Source organism: Streptococcus sp. HSISS2, from assembly GCF_000448665.1.
Taxonomy (GTDB): Bacteria; Bacillota; Bacilli; order Lactobacillales; family Streptococcaceae; genus Streptococcus; species Streptococcus raffinosi.
On record NZ_CM002133.1, the window covers coordinates 1,242,107 to 1,257,325 of the forward strand.

13 protein-coding genes and 4 pseudogenes are annotated in these 15,219 nt (G+C 41.8%); 5 read left to right on the top strand and 12 right to left on the bottom strand.

The features are described 5' to 3' along the window. Positions 1 to 88: 88 nt before the first annotated feature. The 7 genes and pseudogenes from mmuM to HSISS2_RS05565 form a co-directional block, all read right to left on the bottom strand. Positions 89 to 1,038, bottom strand: a pseudogene (mmuM, locus tag HSISS2_RS05535) (homocysteine S-methyltransferase). An 11-nt stretch (positions 1,039 to 1,049) separates the two neighbouring features. Continuing rightward, the gene (locus HSISS2_RS05540; RefSeq protein WP_021145795.1) at positions 1,050 to 2,426 is read right to left on the bottom strand and encodes an amino acid permease; all 1,377 of its coding nucleotides are present in this window, start codon (positions 2,424 to 2,426) and stop codon (positions 1,050 to 1,052) included. A 125-nt stretch (positions 2,427 to 2,551) separates the two neighbouring features. After that, positions 2,552 to 3,150, bottom strand: a pseudogene (gene yihA, locus HSISS2_RS05545) (ribosome biogenesis GTP-binding protein YihA/YsxC). 10 nt (positions 3,151 to 3,160) lie between these two features. After that, positions 3,161 to 4,387 carry an ATP-dependent Clp protease ATP-binding subunit ClpX gene (gene clpX, locus HSISS2_RS05550; RefSeq protein ID WP_008534073.1) on the bottom strand — a complete coding sequence of 409 codons (1,227 nt, stop codon included), beginning with the start codon at positions 4,385 to 4,387 and terminating at the stop codon, positions 3,161 to 3,163. Positions 4,388 to 4,404: 17 nt separating this feature from the next. Further along, positions 4,405 to 4,575, bottom strand: coding sequence for a hypothetical protein (locus HSISS2_RS05555; RefSeq protein WP_008534072.1), 171 nt, complete (start codon positions 4,573 to 4,575; stop codon positions 4,405 to 4,407). Positions 4,576 to 4,579: 4 nt separating this feature from the next. Further along, positions 4,580 to 5,082 (bottom strand): annotated as a pseudogene (locus HSISS2_RS05560) (dihydrofolate reductase). A 107-nt stretch (positions 5,083 to 5,189) separates the two neighbouring features. Beyond that, positions 5,190 to 6,050, bottom strand: coding sequence for a thymidylate synthase (locus HSISS2_RS05565; protein WP_021145798.1), 861 nt, complete (start codon positions 6,048 to 6,050; stop codon positions 5,190 to 5,192). Between the two features lie 472 nt (positions 6,051 to 6,522). Between HSISS2_RS05565 and HSISS2_RS05570 the strand changes: the two genes are divergently transcribed. The 5 genes and pseudogenes from HSISS2_RS05570 to HSISS2_RS05590 all read left to right on the top strand — a co-directional run bounded on the left by HSISS2_RS05570 (position 6,523) and on the right by HSISS2_RS05590 (position 10,500). Continuing rightward, positions 6,523 to 7,689 carry a hydroxymethylglutaryl-CoA synthase gene (locus HSISS2_RS05570; RefSeq protein ID WP_021145799.1) on the top strand — a complete coding sequence of 389 codons (1,167 nt, stop codon included), beginning with the start codon at positions 6,523 to 6,525 and terminating at the stop codon, positions 7,687 to 7,689. A gap of 1 nt (position 7,690) precedes the next feature. Beyond that, positions 7,691 to 8,968 (top strand): hydroxymethylglutaryl-CoA reductase, degradative, encoded by a 1,278-nt coding sequence (locus HSISS2_RS05575; RefSeq protein ID WP_021145800.1) that lies wholly within the window; start codon positions 7,691 to 7,693, stop codon positions 8,966 to 8,968. Between the two features lie 164 nt (positions 8,969 to 9,132). After that, the gene (locus tag HSISS2_RS05580; protein ID WP_008534065.1) at positions 9,133 to 9,582 is read left to right on the top strand and encodes a DUF1836 domain-containing protein; all 450 of its coding nucleotides are present in this window, start codon (positions 9,133 to 9,135) and stop codon (positions 9,580 to 9,582) included. Next, a pseudogene (locus tag HSISS2_RS05585) lies at positions 9,575 to 10,250 on the top strand (hemolysin III family protein). Before HSISS2_RS05580 ends, HSISS2_RS05585 begins: the two are co-directional and overlap by 8 nt. Before the next feature lie 58 nt (positions 10,251 to 10,308). Continuing rightward, positions 10,309 to 10,500, top strand: a complete 192-nt coding sequence (locus HSISS2_RS05590; RefSeq protein WP_008534062.1) for a PspC domain-containing protein — start codon at positions 10,309 to 10,311, stop codon at positions 10,498 to 10,500. A 64-nt stretch (positions 10,501 to 10,564) separates the two neighbouring features. Here HSISS2_RS05590 and HSISS2_RS05595 read toward each other — a convergent pair whose 3' ends face one another. The 5 genes from HSISS2_RS05595 to HSISS2_RS05615 are packed head-to-tail and all read right to left on the bottom strand — an operon-like array spanning position 10,565 to position 15,019. Continuing rightward, positions 10,565 to 10,744, bottom strand: a complete 180-nt coding sequence (locus tag HSISS2_RS05595) for a hypothetical protein (RefSeq protein ID WP_008534060.1) — start codon at positions 10,742 to 10,744, stop codon at positions 10,565 to 10,567. Between the two features lie 15 nt (positions 10,745 to 10,759). Beyond that, positions 10,760 to 11,623: a DUF3114 domain-containing protein gene (locus HSISS2_RS05600; protein ID WP_021145803.1), complete on the bottom strand. Its 864-nt coding sequence runs from the start codon at positions 11,621 to 11,623 to the stop codon at positions 10,760 to 10,762. Between the two features lie 19 nt (positions 11,624 to 11,642). After that, complete coding sequence (locus tag HSISS2_RS05605; protein ID WP_021145804.1) at positions 11,643 to 12,584, bottom strand: alpha/beta fold hydrolase; 942 nt, start codon at positions 12,582 to 12,584, stop codon at positions 11,643 to 11,645. 48 nt (positions 12,585 to 12,632) lie between these two features. Further along, the gene (gene thrS / locus HSISS2_RS05610; protein WP_021145805.1) at positions 12,633 to 14,579 is read right to left on the bottom strand and encodes a threonine--tRNA ligase; all 1,947 of its coding nucleotides are present in this window, start codon (positions 14,577 to 14,579) and stop codon (positions 12,633 to 12,635) included. Between the two features lie 47 nt (positions 14,580 to 14,626). Next, a complete protein-coding gene (locus tag HSISS2_RS05615; RefSeq protein ID WP_021145806.1) occupies positions 14,627 to 15,019 on the bottom strand; it encodes a hypothetical protein in 393 nt (130 codons plus the stop codon). Positions 15,020 to 15,219: the final 200 nt, after the last annotated feature.

Consider the following 15,219-nt stretch of genomic DNA (forward strand, 5'->3'; position numbering starts at 1 on the left):
CCAGCTTAACGCTGGATTTATTTTACAGATAGTATGTAGGCCGTTTGGCCTTACAATCACATATTATAACAAATAATTAGAAATTTGACTAGGTTCTAAATTCTTGATATAAGGCCTTGATGTCATTTGGACGTGTACGACAGCACCCCCTAAAATCTGAACCCCAAAATGAGCATGCCAATCTTTACTATGTTCGAGCAGGGTGAGGGCATCCTTGTCTTTAGGTTTCCAAGTTTGACTGTCACCATCATAAACTTCACCCGAATTAGGGTAAGTAATAAGGGCCTTGTCTGCCTTCTTGAGAACAGGTAGAGCTTGTTCATAAAGAATCGGCGAACTGCAATTGATTCCCACTGCCAAGATTTGATCAGAATGAGAAATAAGCTTGGCAATTTCATCTAGAGAAGTCCCATCGCTGATGGCATCTGGAACTTGAATGGTAAAACTGATATAAGCTTCTACCTCAGGAAATTCTTCAGCCAAAAGCTCAACCAAGGCTTGTGCTTCCAGATGATTAGGAATGGTTTCCAAAGCCAACAAATCGACACCCTGATCTAGGAGAACATGAATTCGAGGGCGATGAAAATCCTTAAGTGTTTCAACGGTAACCTGACCATAATCTCCAGTATACTCAGAACCATTGGCCAAATAGGCTGCGTAAGGACCAACATCTCCAGAAATCAAAGGATAGGGGCGTTTGGCTTTCTCAGTCTCATCCAAGGTTGCCCATATCTTATCTCGTGCAGCCTTTGCCAACTGGACCGTTAGGGCAATAACCTGCTCCGCTTCTCTTTCAGTAAGCCCTGCCTCCATCAAGCCCGGTAAGGTCGCTTGATAAGATGATGTGGTAATCAAGTCAGCCCCAGCAGCTATATAGGTTTCGTGAATTTCTTGAATAACTTCTGGCTTTTCAAGAAGGTACTTGGCTGACCAGAGCTTGCCTGAAATATCATAACCCAAGCTCTCCATCTCTGTTCCTAGTGCACCATGAAGAATGAGGGGGGATTTATTTTCCAAATAATCTTTAAATATAGCCATAAAAGACCTCCTTACCATTTTTTAAAGCGAAGGTAGTGATAAAGGTAACAGAAAATCATGAAGGGAATACCAAAGTAGAGCCCCGCACGTTGTGAACTATCCCAAGCAATCCCAAGCACAGAAATAGCCAATAGAACGATTGTGATATAAGGAAGGACAGGATTAAACGGTGTTTTATAGTCCAGTTCGTCTTCAGAATGTTCTAGCTTCCACTGTTTACGGAAATTAAGCTGTGCCATAGGAATAGAAAGCCAAACAACTACAACTGCAAAACCAGCGATTGATACCAAAGCTAGATAAACCGTATCTGCAGCATAGATACTTGAAAAGAGTGATAAAACTGCTCCGGCCATGGAAATCAAAAGAGCTGTCATTGGAACACCATGCTTATTAATTTTCACTAGCTTTTTATTGAGCATTCCCTCATTGGCCAAAGACCAAAGCATACGGCTTGAAGCGTAGAGTCCCGAATTCCCAGCAGAAAGAATAGCTGTCAGGATAACAAAGTTCATGATGTCTGCCGCAAATGGAATCCCCATCTTGTCAAAAACATCAACGAAAGGGGCTGAGGATACCCCTGCTTCTTTCATGGGAAGAAGCGAAGCCAAGACCACAATGGTCAAAACAAAGAAGATAACCAAGCGTCCAATGGTCGTTTTAATAGCACGTGGAACAGCCTCTTTAGGATTATCTGTCTCACCAGCTGCAATACCGATTAACTCTGTTCCCGAAAAGGCATAATTAACCGCCAACATGACTGACACAATGGCAAGACCACCATTTGGAAAGAGACCATTAGCCGTCAAATGCTTAAACATAATAGCCTCATGGTGACCATCAAAACTCACCAAACCAAACATTGCTCCAAGACCGAGAATGATGAAGACCAAGATAGCAATGACTTTTATTGACGAGAAGAAGGATTCCGCTTCCGCAAAAGACCTCACGCTCAAAGCATTAATACCAAAAATCACTAAGGCAAAGAAGGCTGCAAAAATCCAAGCCGGAACTGATGGAAACCAACGTTGCATCAACATAGCAGCACCCAAAAATTCTGTTCCCAAGGCAACCGTCCAACAAATCCAATAAAGCCAGGCTACTGTAAAGCCGGTTCCCGGACTAATAAACTTAGTAGCATAGGTGTGGAAGGACCCCGTCACTGGCATAGCTACTGCTAACTCCCCCAATGAAAGCATGACCAAGTAAACAACGATAGCTCCCACAAGATAAGATAGGATAGCACCGAGGGGACCCGCTTGTGCAATCGTATAGCCTGAGCTCAAGAAGAGACCAGTACCAATGACACCACCCAACGATAGCATAAAGAGGTGGCGTGAAGTCATCTTCCGTTGGAACTGACCTTCATTTTCATAATTATGGTTTTCCATAAATTCCTCCAAAAATGTAATAAAACAAGCTTATCACAATATCATCTCCTTGGATAATAGGTGGAAACTATCAAAGAGATAGACACAAACTATCACAAAAAAACTCGGAATTCTCCGAGCTCTTCTTACAATTCTGACAAAATCGTATCCCATGCTTCATCATAACCGTCACGTGTGACAGATGAAAAGACGATGAAATGGTCATTTTTATCGAAATTAAGTTTTTCTTTATGACGGATTCGTGCTTGTTCCATTTTCCACGAGGAATCTTGTCAGCCTTAGTCGCTACGACAATAACTGGAATTTCATAATACTTGAGAAATTCATACATTTGGATATCGTCCTGGGTTGGTTCATGTCGAAGGTCAACCAGGCTGACCACCACACGAAGATTGTCTCGAGTCACGAGGTATTCCTCAATCATTTTCCCCCATTTGGCACGTTCTTTTTTGGAAACACGGGCATAACCGTAGCCTGGAACATCCACAAAGCGTAACTTGTCGTCAATATTGTAGAAATTAAGCAATTGTGTTTTTCCAGGTTTTCCAGAAGTACGTGCTAGGTTTTTACGACCAAGAAGTGTGTTGATAAAGCTTGATTTACCAACATTTGAACGTCCTGCAAGGGCAACTTCAGGCAGGTCATCTTGTGGGTAATGGCTCTTATTTGCTGCACTGAGAAGAATCTCGGCATTATGGGTATTTAAGACTTGTTCTTCAGCCATACATCCCCCTTTACACCGTTTCCATAATCGGTGAAGCAGTGCCATCGACAGCTTCTTTGGTGATGCGAACCTTTGTGACATCTTCCTGACTCGGAATTTCAAACATGACATCCATCATGACTTCTTCAATGATAGAGCGAAGTCCACGAGCACCTGTCTTACGTTCGATTGCCTTGCTTGCAATAGCCCCAAGTGCCTCCTGATCAAACTCAAGTTCAACACCATCATAAGACAAGAGAGTTTGATACTGTTTAACTAAGGCATTTCTTGGCTCTGTCAAGATACGAACCAAGTCATCAACTGTTAACTGTTCAAGGGCAGCGAGGACTGGCAAACGTCCGATAAACTCAGGGATAAGACCGAATTTTTGGATATCTTCAGCGACGATTTCTTGCATATAGGATGAATCATCATCAATTGCCTTATTATTTTGACCAAAACCAATGATTTTCTCACCCAGACGCTGCTTAACGATATCTTCGATACCATCAAAAGCACCACCCACGATGAAGAGAATATTCTTCGTATCGATTTGAATCATCTCTTGGTTAGGGTGTTTACGACCACCTTGAGGGGGAACACTGGCCACTGTTCCTTCAATAATTTTCAAGAGGGCTTGTTGAACCCCTTCACCTGAAACGTCACGAGTGATGGAAACATTCTCACCTTTTTTGGCAATTTTATCAATCTCATCGACATAGATGATACCACGTTCCGCACGTTCAATATTGAAATCTGCGGCTTGAATGAGTTTGAGGAGGATATTTTCCACATCCTCACCCACATAACCTGCCTCTGTCAATGAAGTGGCATCAGCAATTGCAAAAGGTACATTCAAACTACGAGCCAAAGTCTGAGCTAAGAAAGTCTTCCCTGAACCTGTTGGTCCAATCATAAGAATATTTGATTTTTGCAGTTCCACTTCGTTGTCTTCACGACTTTCGGTGAAATTGATACGTTTATAGTGGTTGTAAACAGCTACTGCCAAGGCACGTTTAGCACGATCTTGCCCTACGACATAGTTGTTCAAAATATCTAAAAGTTCTTTTGGCTTTGGTGTTTCAGCCAAGTCAGCCAAAACTTCCTCTGCCATTTCTTCACGAATAATTTCTTGTGACAAGGCCACACATTCATTACAGATGAAAACGCCATTGCCGGCGATAATTTTCTTTACTTCTTCTTGGTTTTTGCCGCAAAACGAACAATAAACCATTTCTTCATTACGATTTCCAGCCATTTATTCCTCACTCTTTTCTAAAATAGGGTGCCATAGAAGGCGTGAATAGTATTGACAAGGTTAGTAAAAGCATTTAATAAGAGAAAAACTGCTAAACCATAACGTTTCTTACGAAAGGCAGGGATGGCGGACAATACACATAGTACTCCCAATAATGCAGTAAATAATCCAAAAACACTACGTTGCATGAACCTAGTCTCCTTCTTTTTCATAGCGACTTACGCTAAAATCATAGGCATTTTTATCATCCTTAACCACTAGATGTCGTGATACCTCTTTAAATGCCGTCATATCTAGTTGTGGAAAATACGTGTCTCCCTCTAAATCAGCCTCGATAGTTGTCTTAACGAGTGCATCATAGTGACCATCAAAAGCCTTGTAGACACCAGCACCGCCAGCAATATAGAGGTCCTTATCTTGCTGTTCAAACCAAGCTAGAGCTTCCTCAACACTAGTCACCACTCTCACACCCTCACAGCTAAAGTCCTTGTCTCGTGTCAAAATCAAGGTTTCACGTCCTGGTAGACAACGGCGATTCATACCATCAAAGGTCACACGCCCCATAAGAATAGCTGAACCCATGGTTGTTTTTTGAAATGTGCCAGTTCAGCAGGTAAGTGCCAAGGCATGGTGTGATTCTTCCCAATAACATGGTTATGAGCTTCCGCCCAAATAGCGATGAGTTGTTTAGACACAGTATTTCCTTTTCTTTTTACGTTTACAATCCATTCTAACAAAAAAAGAGAAAAAGAGCTTGGAAAAACTTTGCCAGCTCTTTATGGGCTTAAATCATAAGCATTTATTAAATTGCTAAGTCAAATTTGAGTTGGGGTTTAACAGGATCATAGTCCACCAATTCAAAATCTTCTGGTTTGATATCGAAAAAATTAGTTCCATCAGGAACATTAAGGATCAAGCGTGGTTGGCAGTCAGACGGTTGACGCTTGAGAAGTTCCTCGGCTTGCTCAAATTGATTGTCATAAACATGGAGGTTATTGACAAAATAAAAGAACTTACCAATTTTCCAGCCAAAATGCTTGGCAATCATCATCTGAAGGGCCACATACTGCATGGCATTAATATGATGGGCCACCAACATATCGTTAGAACGTTGCGTCAAGGTCGCATCCAAATAAATGTCCTCACCCACACGACGAACGTCAAACATGGTCTGAAAGGCACAAGGCTGAAGCCCCGCTGTCTCCTCGAAGGCTTCATAATCCCAAAGAGAAATGACATTACGGCGATTCCAAGGATTGGCCTCTAACTGGGCTAGTAAACGATTAATGATGTCGTGTTTCTTAACAACCGCCCCATAACGCTGACCAATTGAACGCTTGTCCCCATTATTAGCAGGCACGTCTTCAACTTCCCAATCATTCCAATAGTGGACATTATACTTATCTTCAAGGACATCTAAGCTGTTTGTCTGGTCTTGATAAATCCAGAACACTTCTTTGATGGCAGATTTGATAGCGATAGGACGAAGAGTCGTAATTGGAAACTCTCCCTTACTTAAATCATATTCTGCAAAAGAACCTGTGATGTATTTGGAATTGGCCGTAGTACCATCCTTGTATTTGGGACGTGCTTGCTCCGACCAAACACCTTCTTCCATGATTTTAGTGATATTTTCTTTAAAAATAGTATCTGCTTTTGTCATGATTATCCTCTTTATTCTATTTAAAAACAAAGTATTTTTTGAGACTTTCCTTAAGTGTTTACGGAAGTCTACAAACTTCTTCGAAGTTTCAAGACTAATTTTTGAGCCTATGGTCTCAAAAATTCCGAGTGTCTGTAAACAAAACACTTTATTTACAGACACTGCTCTCACAGCGGAAAGTCTCACTTAATGTTCGCAATGATTTCAATCTCTAACAACAATTTTACTTTTCTAACATAGCTAAAAAAATAATAGAGTATCATTTCAATTTTACCTTATTCTGCTTCAAATGAGAAACAAAAGGGTCATGTTCCCCCAAGGAAAATCTTGTAAAATCCTCTAGCCCTTATCAAAAAATAAGATATTACTAACTATCAAAGTTTTTTCAAGGCGAAAGCGCTCTTTTATGGTAAAATCACTATAGATTAGTATCCTCTGGATGCTCTACAATGAAGAAAAAAGGAAACATCATATGTCTATTGGAATTGACAAGATTGGTTTTGCGACCAGTCAATATGTTCTAAACATGGCGGATCTAGCTCTTGCCCGTGGGGCAGAGCCGGAAAAATTCAGCAAGGGGTTGATGCTTGATGCAACTAGCATTACACCGATTACAGAAGATATCGTGACACTTGCTTCTGATGCAGCCACTGACATTTTAAGTGACGAAGACAAGAAAGCCATTGATATGGTCATTGTGGCGACCGAGTCTTCCATTGACCAATCAAAGGCTGCTGCAGTTTATGTCCACAGTCTTCTCAATATTCAACCTTTTGCCCGTTCTTTTGAAATGAAGGAAGCCTGCTATGCTGCAACTGCTGGACTGAACTACGCTAAATTACATGTAGCAGCCCATCCAGATAGCAAGGCTCTGGTTATCGCTAGTGATATCGCCCGTTATGGTGTAGGTTCCTCTGGGGAGTCTACTCAGGGAGCTGGTGCCGTAGCTATGCTAGTCAGTCAGGATCCTCGTATCTTGGAGCTTGCTGATGACAATGTGGCACAAACCCGCGATGTCATGGACTTCTGGCGTCCAAACTATAGTTCAACGCCTTTTGTTCAAGGCATTTATTCAACCAAGCAGTACCTTGATAGTTTAAAGACAACTTGGGTAGCTTATCAAGAACGTCATCAAGCCGATTTTGCTGATTTCGCAGCATTTTGCCTTCACCTTCCTTATCCCAAATTGGCGCTTAAAGGACTTAATAAAATCATTCCAAAAGATTTGAACCCAGAGAATAAAGAGCGTCTCACAAGTAACTTCGAAGCTTCTATTACCTATAGTCGTCAAATCGGGAATATCTATACAGGGTCACTTTATCTTGGACTTCTTTCCTTGCTTGAACAGTCGCAAGACCTTAAATCTGGAGACAAGATTGGCTTCTTCTCTTATGGTTCTGGAGCTGTCTCTGAAATTTTCTCAGGATATCTGGTTGAAGGCTACAAGGACATGCTTCATTCCAATCGTCTGGATACCTTTGCTAAACGTCAAAAGTTAAGTGTTGCCGACTATGAAAAACTTTTCTATGAAGAAGCTCAGTTAGATGACATCGGATCAACCCAATTCGCTGAATATCAAACTGGCCCTTTCCGACTTACTGAAATCTCTGAACACCAACGTATCTATAAAGGAAATTAATATGACTAAACTCTCTTGGACAGGTTTTTCCAAGAAGACACCGCAAGAACGCAAAGAGCATTTGAAAAATAATGCTCTTTTGTCTCAGGAAAATCAAAATCTTCTGGATAATGATCACCAACTTTCTCTTGAAACCGCCAATCAAATGGCTGAAAATGTCATTGGTCGCTTTACACTTCCCTTTGCCATTTGCCCAGATGTGTTGGTCGATGGCGTGACCTATCAGGTTCCCATGGTTACTGAGGAGCCTTCTGTTGTAGCTGCTGCTTCTTATGCCAATAAGCTCATTAAGCGCTCTGGCGGTTTCACAACAACGATTCATGACCGTCAGATGATTGGGCAAGTCGCCCTCTTTGATGTCCCCGATAAAGCCACTGCTTCAAGTAAAATTCATGCAGCTAGTCAAGAGCTTATAGAGATTGCTAAAGAAGCCCACCCTTCTATCGTTAAACGTGGGGGAGGGCCACGCAAGCTCTGGACTGATATCAAGGGAGACTTCCTCATTGTCTATCTAGCCGTTGATACCCAAGAAGCCATGGGAGCCAATATGGTCAACACCATGATGGAAGCGCTGGTACCAGAATTGGAAAATCTCTCCCAAGGTCAAAGCCTCATGGCCATTCTCTCAAATCTAGCTACCGAAAGCCTTGTGACAGCGACTTGCCGTCTTAGCACACGCTTCCTCAGTCGAAACAAGGAAGAAGCCCATGACCTAGCCAAGAAGATGGAACTTGCCAGCCAACTGGCTGAGGTAGACCCTTACCGAGCAGCTACCCATAATAAGGGAATTTTCAATGGTATCGATGCTCTAGTTATCGCAACTGGAAATGATTGGCGAGCAGTTGAGGCAGGAAGCCATGCCTATGCTAGCAAGGATGGTAGCTACCGTGGCCTATCTACATGGACCTATGATCAGGAGGCTAAGGAACTGGTGGGAGAATTAACCCTACCCATGCCTATTGCAACCCGTGGTGGTTCTATTGGACTTAATCCGAGTGTATCTATTGCCCATGACTTGTTGAACCACCCAGATGCCAGAACCCTTGCCAGTATCATCGTCTCTCTTGGACTGGCCCAAAATCTGGCTGCCCTGAAAGCATTGACCTCAACAGGAATCCAAGCAGGACATATGAAACTCCAAGCTAAATCTCTGGCCCTGTTAGCCGGAGCTAGTCCCGAAGAAATGCCTCAAGTTTTAACTGAGCTTCTCAAGGCCAAACATATGAATCAGGAAACTGCTCAAGCAATTCTAGAGAAACTTAGAAACTCATCAAAGTGATAGAAGAATAGTCCAAAAAATCACATAATCTTATCGAATAAATAAAAAAGATGTTGGAAATATTATCTCAACATCTTTTTTATGTCTCACGAGTTCTGACTTGACTTGAATTTCTATAATGTTATAATCTAGTTATGAAAACTAGATAAAGAGGTTTTTATAATTTGACAACACAACACTACCCTCTCTGGGAGGAATTACCAGAGATTGAACTCTATTTGGATCAGGTTTTGCTCTATGTCAATCAGGTCACCCAGAGCACTTTGGGACCAAACGACAAGGGGCTAACCGCCTCTATGGTCAATAATTATGTCAAGCATGGCCATGTCGCAAAACCTATCAAGAAAAAATACAATGCTGCTCAAGTAGCCAGACTTATTGTGATTACGAGTCTAAAGACCGTTTTTGAGATTTCTGAGATTGCGAAAACCTTGGAAATTCTACGAACAGATGCTGAAAGCCAGAAGGCCTACTACAATGATTTTGTCGCCTGCATGAATGGTCAAATTCCCCAGGATGCACCGCAAGTCATCTTATCGGCCTGTCAGACCCTACAGTGCTACCGAGCTACCCATCAACTTTTGAACGACCTTGAAGGAGGAAACAATGTCTAATACTGCTACTTTTAATACTTCTCCCAACCTCAAACTCAGTAAAAAACTTAGCTTTGGTGAGGAAGTGGCTAATAGCGTGACTCATGCTGTCGGAGCTATAGCCATGCTGGTCCTATTGCCAATCACTGCCGTCCATGCCAACAACGGTTATGGCATGACTGCTGCTGTAGGAATGTCTGTTTTCGTCATCAGCCTCTTCCTCATGTTTTTGAGCTCAGCCATCTACCATGCCATGGATTACAACTCACCCCACAAAATGGTCCTACGTATCATTGACCACAGCATGATTTACATTGCCATTGCTGGGAGCTATACGCCTGTTGCCCTCTCGCTAGTTGGCGGTTGGCTAGGTTACAGCATCATCATCCTCCAATGGGGAACAACGATTTTTGGTATTCTCTACAAAATCTTTGCCAAAAAATCAATGAAAAGTTCTCTCTCTTCCTCTATTTGATGATGGGTTGGTTGGTAATCTTCATTATCCCTGCTATCATCACTAAGACAGGACCTGCTTTTTGGGGACTCATGCTTGCTGGAGGATTGTCATACACTATCGGTGCCGCCTTCTATGCTAAGAAAAGCCATACTTCCACATGATTTGGCACCTCTTTATCATGTTGGCTTCAGCCCTTCAATACATGGGAATCGTCTATTTCATGCTTCCTTAAAACTAATACTAGGTTTCAAATAGTTATGATATAATAAGGCCATACGGAGGTAAATCATATGAAAAAAGAACTCAGACGAGATCCAAACAACAAGATCATCGCCGGTGTTTGTTCTGGTATCGCCAATTATCTTGAAATTGACCCTGTCATTATTCGCCTCATCTGGGCCGCAGCGATTTTCTTATTCGGAACTGGTTTTCTTTTCTACATCATTTGCTGGATTATTATCCCAGAAGAAAGCAAGTGGTAAGCTATAATTGAATATAAAAAATAAGACAGACCTGAATTATTGTGTATTCAGGTCTGTCTTATTTTTATTTTTTCAAGCGGAAAATCAGATAGCTGATATTAACAAGGAGTAAGACACTCCAAAGAATGAGGAAGGGAATATTTCCTCGGACAGCATTGTGCCAAATACCTAAGGCGTATAAGGCCATAAAGACTAGCGATCCTAGGACCGCCGTTCCCTTATTATTTTGGGGTTGTTTAGACATATTAAACTCCTTTGATTACTTTGTATGGAACGGTTTGAAGCCATAAACCATAGCGAGAAAAGCTCTGGCTTGGCGTTTGACATCATTTGCTAAAGACCTATGAGATTGGGCATAGATACCTTCTGGATTGTAGAAAGATTTATCAAACTGTTCGGGCGCTTTCCGTCCCCACTTCTTTCTCAATTTGTTAGGAGATCGAAAACCCTTTGTCATCTGATTACGATAGTCGGGATCATGTGGTTGAACTGGTTCCACATCCAGTTGCCAATGGCGCTTATAATTGCCATAGTTGAAACTAGCGCCATTAACCACACCACTCTCCGTCACCTTCTCAGCATCGACCTCATTGAGAAAATTTCCCTGACTATCCAAAATAAACTCTATGCGATTATAAAGGAGAATCTTGAGATTGATACTTGGAATCCCATCAGGATAAAGCACCTTCCCATCACGGACAGCAATCTTCTGGTGCAAACGCCCCTGATCAAACATGGTAAATGGCTTCCATCTGAGATAGGCAGCCAAAGCCTCTTTGTCTGTCATCCCTGACTTTTTATAATGCCTCCGCACATACTGGGCCTGTTGACTCGAAATCAGGTAACGTAGCTGATGAATTTGGCGCTCTACAAGGCCTTCCTGAGACAAGCTATCGCCAGGAAAAGCCAAATCTACTAACCTAACAATATCCTTCCAAAAGGAATCATGAGGTGCCAAGTCAGGATCAAAATAAGATAATAAGTCTTGGGTTTCTTTAAGTTCCCCAGATAGGTCTTCTGGCATCTCTATATAAGCCAGCAATAACTGAAGTACTTGCAATGGTTGGTGTTCTTCCTGCCATTCCTTCCATAAGCAATTAAAGGCTTTTGAACCAATGAGCATCACATCTCTCCTCAATCATTTAATCAGTTGTCTCTTGTATGAAATCCTCTATGCTTCTAATCACTTCTTTGGTCTGATAGTGGTAGAAATAATGAGGAGCATCATAAAACGCTAGTTCGATATTTTCCTGATTCTTCGCAAAACTGGTCGCATAGTGTCGCCACTGCTCCTGACTGAATCCTGTCCCTTTTCCATTAGAGACCATGAGTAGCACGGGCATTTGTGACTTGATGCTAGTGGAGTTCACCTTTTTAGCATTTTCTTTAACACACAGGCTCTCATTTAACATAGCTTGCGACAAGAGTTGTCTGTAAGCTATTTTTTGATAGAGACGGCGGTCACTATCACTTAGATTCTCATTGGGCATATATAATTGTCTCGGCAGTAATCTTAGCAGACCTAATTGACTTCCCCAACGGGCCAGACGCAACATCTGAGGATGCCTCTTCAAATGGGAATAACTTTCTGGAAAGGCCCAATCAAGACCAACAACAGCTTTTACTTCACTCGGGTAGTTTTCCTGCCAGAGGAGCGTTTCTAATGAGGCCATTGAATGAGAGATCACGATATAGGGACCTGACACATGAGCTTTGGCAAGTGCTTGACGTGTTTCAGAAAGGACTACAGCAACATCCCTTGACTGAGACGTGTCCTCACTGTAACCATAACCAGCTCTTTCAACAAGGACTATTCTATACTTGTCTGAAAGCCCATCATACACATCTTTAAAATCTAAGATCGGTGAAGCCGTTCCAGCACCAGAGAGAAAAACTAGGGTTTGCGGACCGTTTCCTTTTACCAAGACGCTCATTTTGTGTCCATTGACAGCTACCAGTTGACCTTTAGGTGTTAGAGAGGCCTTTTCTCTTTGCAAGGCTAATCTATGATAGGTAAAGCTAGTTAGTAATAAGACTAGGAATGCCCCCAGCAGAAATAAAAGTCTTTTCATAAAAACAGGCATGGTTTATCCTACTAAAAAGTCAGTTAGCTTAGCTAACCGACCCTTTATTTATTCGGCATCTGGGCGTGATTTGCGAGCGATATCAGCAAGGATATTCTCTACAAATTCTGAAACAGTCTCAGTGTGTGTTTGTTTTTGACCATAACGACGAACGTTAACAGTTCCATCTTCCATTTCCTTGTCACCAACAATCAATTGGTAAGGAATTTTTTGCGTTTGAGAAGCACGAATCTTGAACTGCATTTTTTCATTACGTTCATCTACTTCGGCACGGACACCACGATCACGAAGTTCCTTAGCCACTTCCCATGCGTAGTCCACGTGTTTTTCGTTAGATACTGGAATAAGGGTTACTTGGTGAGGGGCAAGCCATGTTGGGAAAGCACCCTTGTAGTTTTCAATCAGAATAGCTGTGAAGCGTTCCATAGTTGAGATAACCCCACGGTGAATCATGACTGGACGGTGTTCTTCACCATCAGCTCCGATGTAGTGAAGGTCAAAACGTTCTGGAAGCAAGAAGTCCAACTGAATAGTAGAAAGAGTTTCTTCTTTTCCAAGAGCAGTTTTAACTTGGATATCCAATTTTGGTCCATAGAAGGCTGCTTCTCCTTCGGCTTCATAGTACTCAACACCCATATCATCAACAGCCGCTTTCAACATGCGTTGCGCATTTTCCCACATTTCATCATTGTCAAAGTATTTGTGCTTATCTGCAGGGTCACGATAAGACAAACGGAAACGGTAATCCGTTAAGTTAAAGTCTTCATAAACATCAATAATCAATTGAAGGATTTTCTTGAATTCATCTTCGATTTGTTCTGGAGCAACGAAAGTATGTCCATCGTTAAGTGACATTTCACGAACACGTTGAAGACCTGTAAGGGCACCTGATTTTTCATAACGGTGCATCATACCGATTTCAGCGATACGGATTGGCAATTCACGGTAAGAGTGAACATGGTGTTTGTAGACTTCGATGTGGTGTGGGCAGTTCATTGGACGAAGGACAAATTCTTCCCCATCTCCCATATCCATTGGAGGGAACATGTCTTCACGGTAATGATCCCAGTGACCTGAAGTTTTATAAAGTTCAACTGATGCAATTGGTGGCGTATAAACGTGTTGGTAGCCTGCTGCTACTTCTTTATCAACGATATAACGTTCCAACTCACGACGGATAGTCGCACCATTTGGCAACCAGAATGGAAGCCCCTGACCGACTTCTTGAGAAATCATGAACAAATCAAGCTCTTTACCAAGTTTACGGTGGTCACGTTCTTTAGCTTCTTCGAGACGTTTAAGATATGTTTTAAGATCTTTTTTGTCGAACCAAGCTGTACCATAGATACGTTGCATCATGGCATTGTCACTATTTCCACGCCAGTAAGCACCCGCAACATTCAAGAGGTGGAAGATTTGGATACGACCAGTTGATGGCACGTGAGGGCCACGGCAAAGGTCAACGTATTCACCTTGACGGTAGATAGTCAAACCACCTTCGTCTTCTGAGTGTTCTTCAATCAATTCCAACTTGTAAGGATCGTTTTTGAAGATTTCACGCGCTTCATCCTTAGTCACTTCTTCACGAATAGAAGGGAAGTTTTCTTTCACGATTTTCTTCATTTCTTCTTCAATACGAGGAAGGTCTTCGTTAGAGATTTGCCCCGCTTGATTATCCGTATCGTAGTAGAAACCATCTTCGATGGCTGGGCCAACACCCAAATGGATATCTGGGAAGAGACGACGAGCTGCTTGGGCAAACAAGTGAGCCGCTGAGTGACGCAAGATTGGAAGGGCATCTTCATGATCAGGTGTCACGATTTCGATACTCCCGTCTTCAGTGATGGCACGAGTTGTGTCAATCAATTTGCCGTTGAATTTACCAGCAAGAGCTTTTTTAGCCAAAGAATTGCTGATAGATTGTGCAATTTCAAAAGTTGTAACGCCAGATTCGAATTCACGAACAGCGCCATCTGGAAAAGTAATGTGAATCATAATTTAGATGTCAGGGCTCTATAGGATGAGCCCCTTCGTCCTTTCTATTAATTATTTTTGTTGTAGTAGTTTGTTTCTAGGATGCTTTGCAATTCCGTATTATGCCAACCTGCTCCAATCAATATCTTGTTGACATTGAAGTCTATCTCCTTACCATCAGTTAGAAATAGGCGAAGTTTATAACCAATAAACAAGCGTTTCTTAAACTGATAAGACTTAATCGTCTCTTCAGGAAATTTGGCGATAATATCTCCTAATTTTCCTAAAAGAGTTATAGAAATAATCAAAACCTCTGTTTCTGTAAAAACAATTAGGAAATTAGCAAAGGTTGACTTACCGATTCTCCTAGTAGCATAGATAGCGTGCATGGTCTCAGCAAGACTAGCATCCAAACCGTGGTCAATCAAGTAGGCCTTGATAGCTTCATATTTGAACCCCATAAAATTCTCCCTCACCTAAAAAGATAGTGTCACCTCGTTCTAAACAATCCTTTTAGTAATCAAAGAGAAAATATATAGTCACAAAGTAAAGCTTTTCTATCTAAACTAGACATTCTAAAAATTGTAAAGCATACCAAACAATATAAAAAGCGACATCCTAAAAAGGACGTCGCAACGTGGTTCCACCTTAGTTCGTGTAC

Excerpts from the sequence above, each read along its gene's own strand:
- HSISS2_RS05540 (WP_021145795.1), bottom strand. The coding sequence starts at position 2,426 with ATGGAAAACCATAATTATGAAAATGAAGGTCAGTTCCAACGGAAGATG.
- clpX (WP_008534073.1), bottom strand. The coding sequence starts at position 4,387 with ATGGCTGGAAATCGTAATGAAGAAATGGTTTATTGTTCGTTTTGCGGC.
- HSISS2_RS05555 (WP_008534072.1), bottom strand. The coding sequence starts at position 4,575 with ATGCAACGTAGTGTTTTTGGATTATTTACTGCATTATTGGGAGTACTA.
- HSISS2_RS05565 (WP_021145798.1), bottom strand. The coding sequence starts at position 6,050 with ATGACAAAAGCAGATACTATTTTTAAAGAAAATATCACTAAAATCATG.
- HSISS2_RS05570 (WP_021145799.1), top strand. The coding sequence starts at position 6,523 with ATGTCTATTGGAATTGACAAGATTGGTTTTGCGACCAGTCAATATGTT.
- HSISS2_RS05575 (WP_021145800.1), top strand. The coding sequence starts at position 7,691 with ATGACTAAACTCTCTTGGACAGGTTTTTCCAAGAAGACACCGCAAGAA.
- HSISS2_RS05590 (WP_008534062.1), top strand. The coding sequence starts at position 10,309 with ATGAAAAAAGAACTCAGACGAGATCCAAACAACAAGATCATCGCCGGT.
- HSISS2_RS05595 (WP_008534060.1), bottom strand. The coding sequence starts at position 10,744 with ATGTCTAAACAACCCCAAAATAATAAGGGAACGGCGGTCCTAGGATCG.
- HSISS2_RS05600 (WP_021145803.1), bottom strand. The coding sequence starts at position 11,623 with ATGCTCATTGGTTCAAAAGCCTTTAATTGCTTATGGAAGGAATGGCAG.
- HSISS2_RS05605 (WP_021145804.1), bottom strand. The coding sequence starts at position 12,584 with ATGCCTGTTTTTATGAAAAGACTTTTATTTCTGCTGGGGGCATTCCTA.
- thrS (WP_021145805.1), bottom strand. The coding sequence starts at position 14,579 with ATGATTCACATTACTTTTCCAGATGGCGCTGTTCGTGAATTCGAATCT.
- HSISS2_RS05615 (WP_021145806.1), bottom strand. The coding sequence starts at position 15,019 with ATGGGGTTCAAATATGAAGCTATCAAGGCCTACTTGATTGACCACGGT.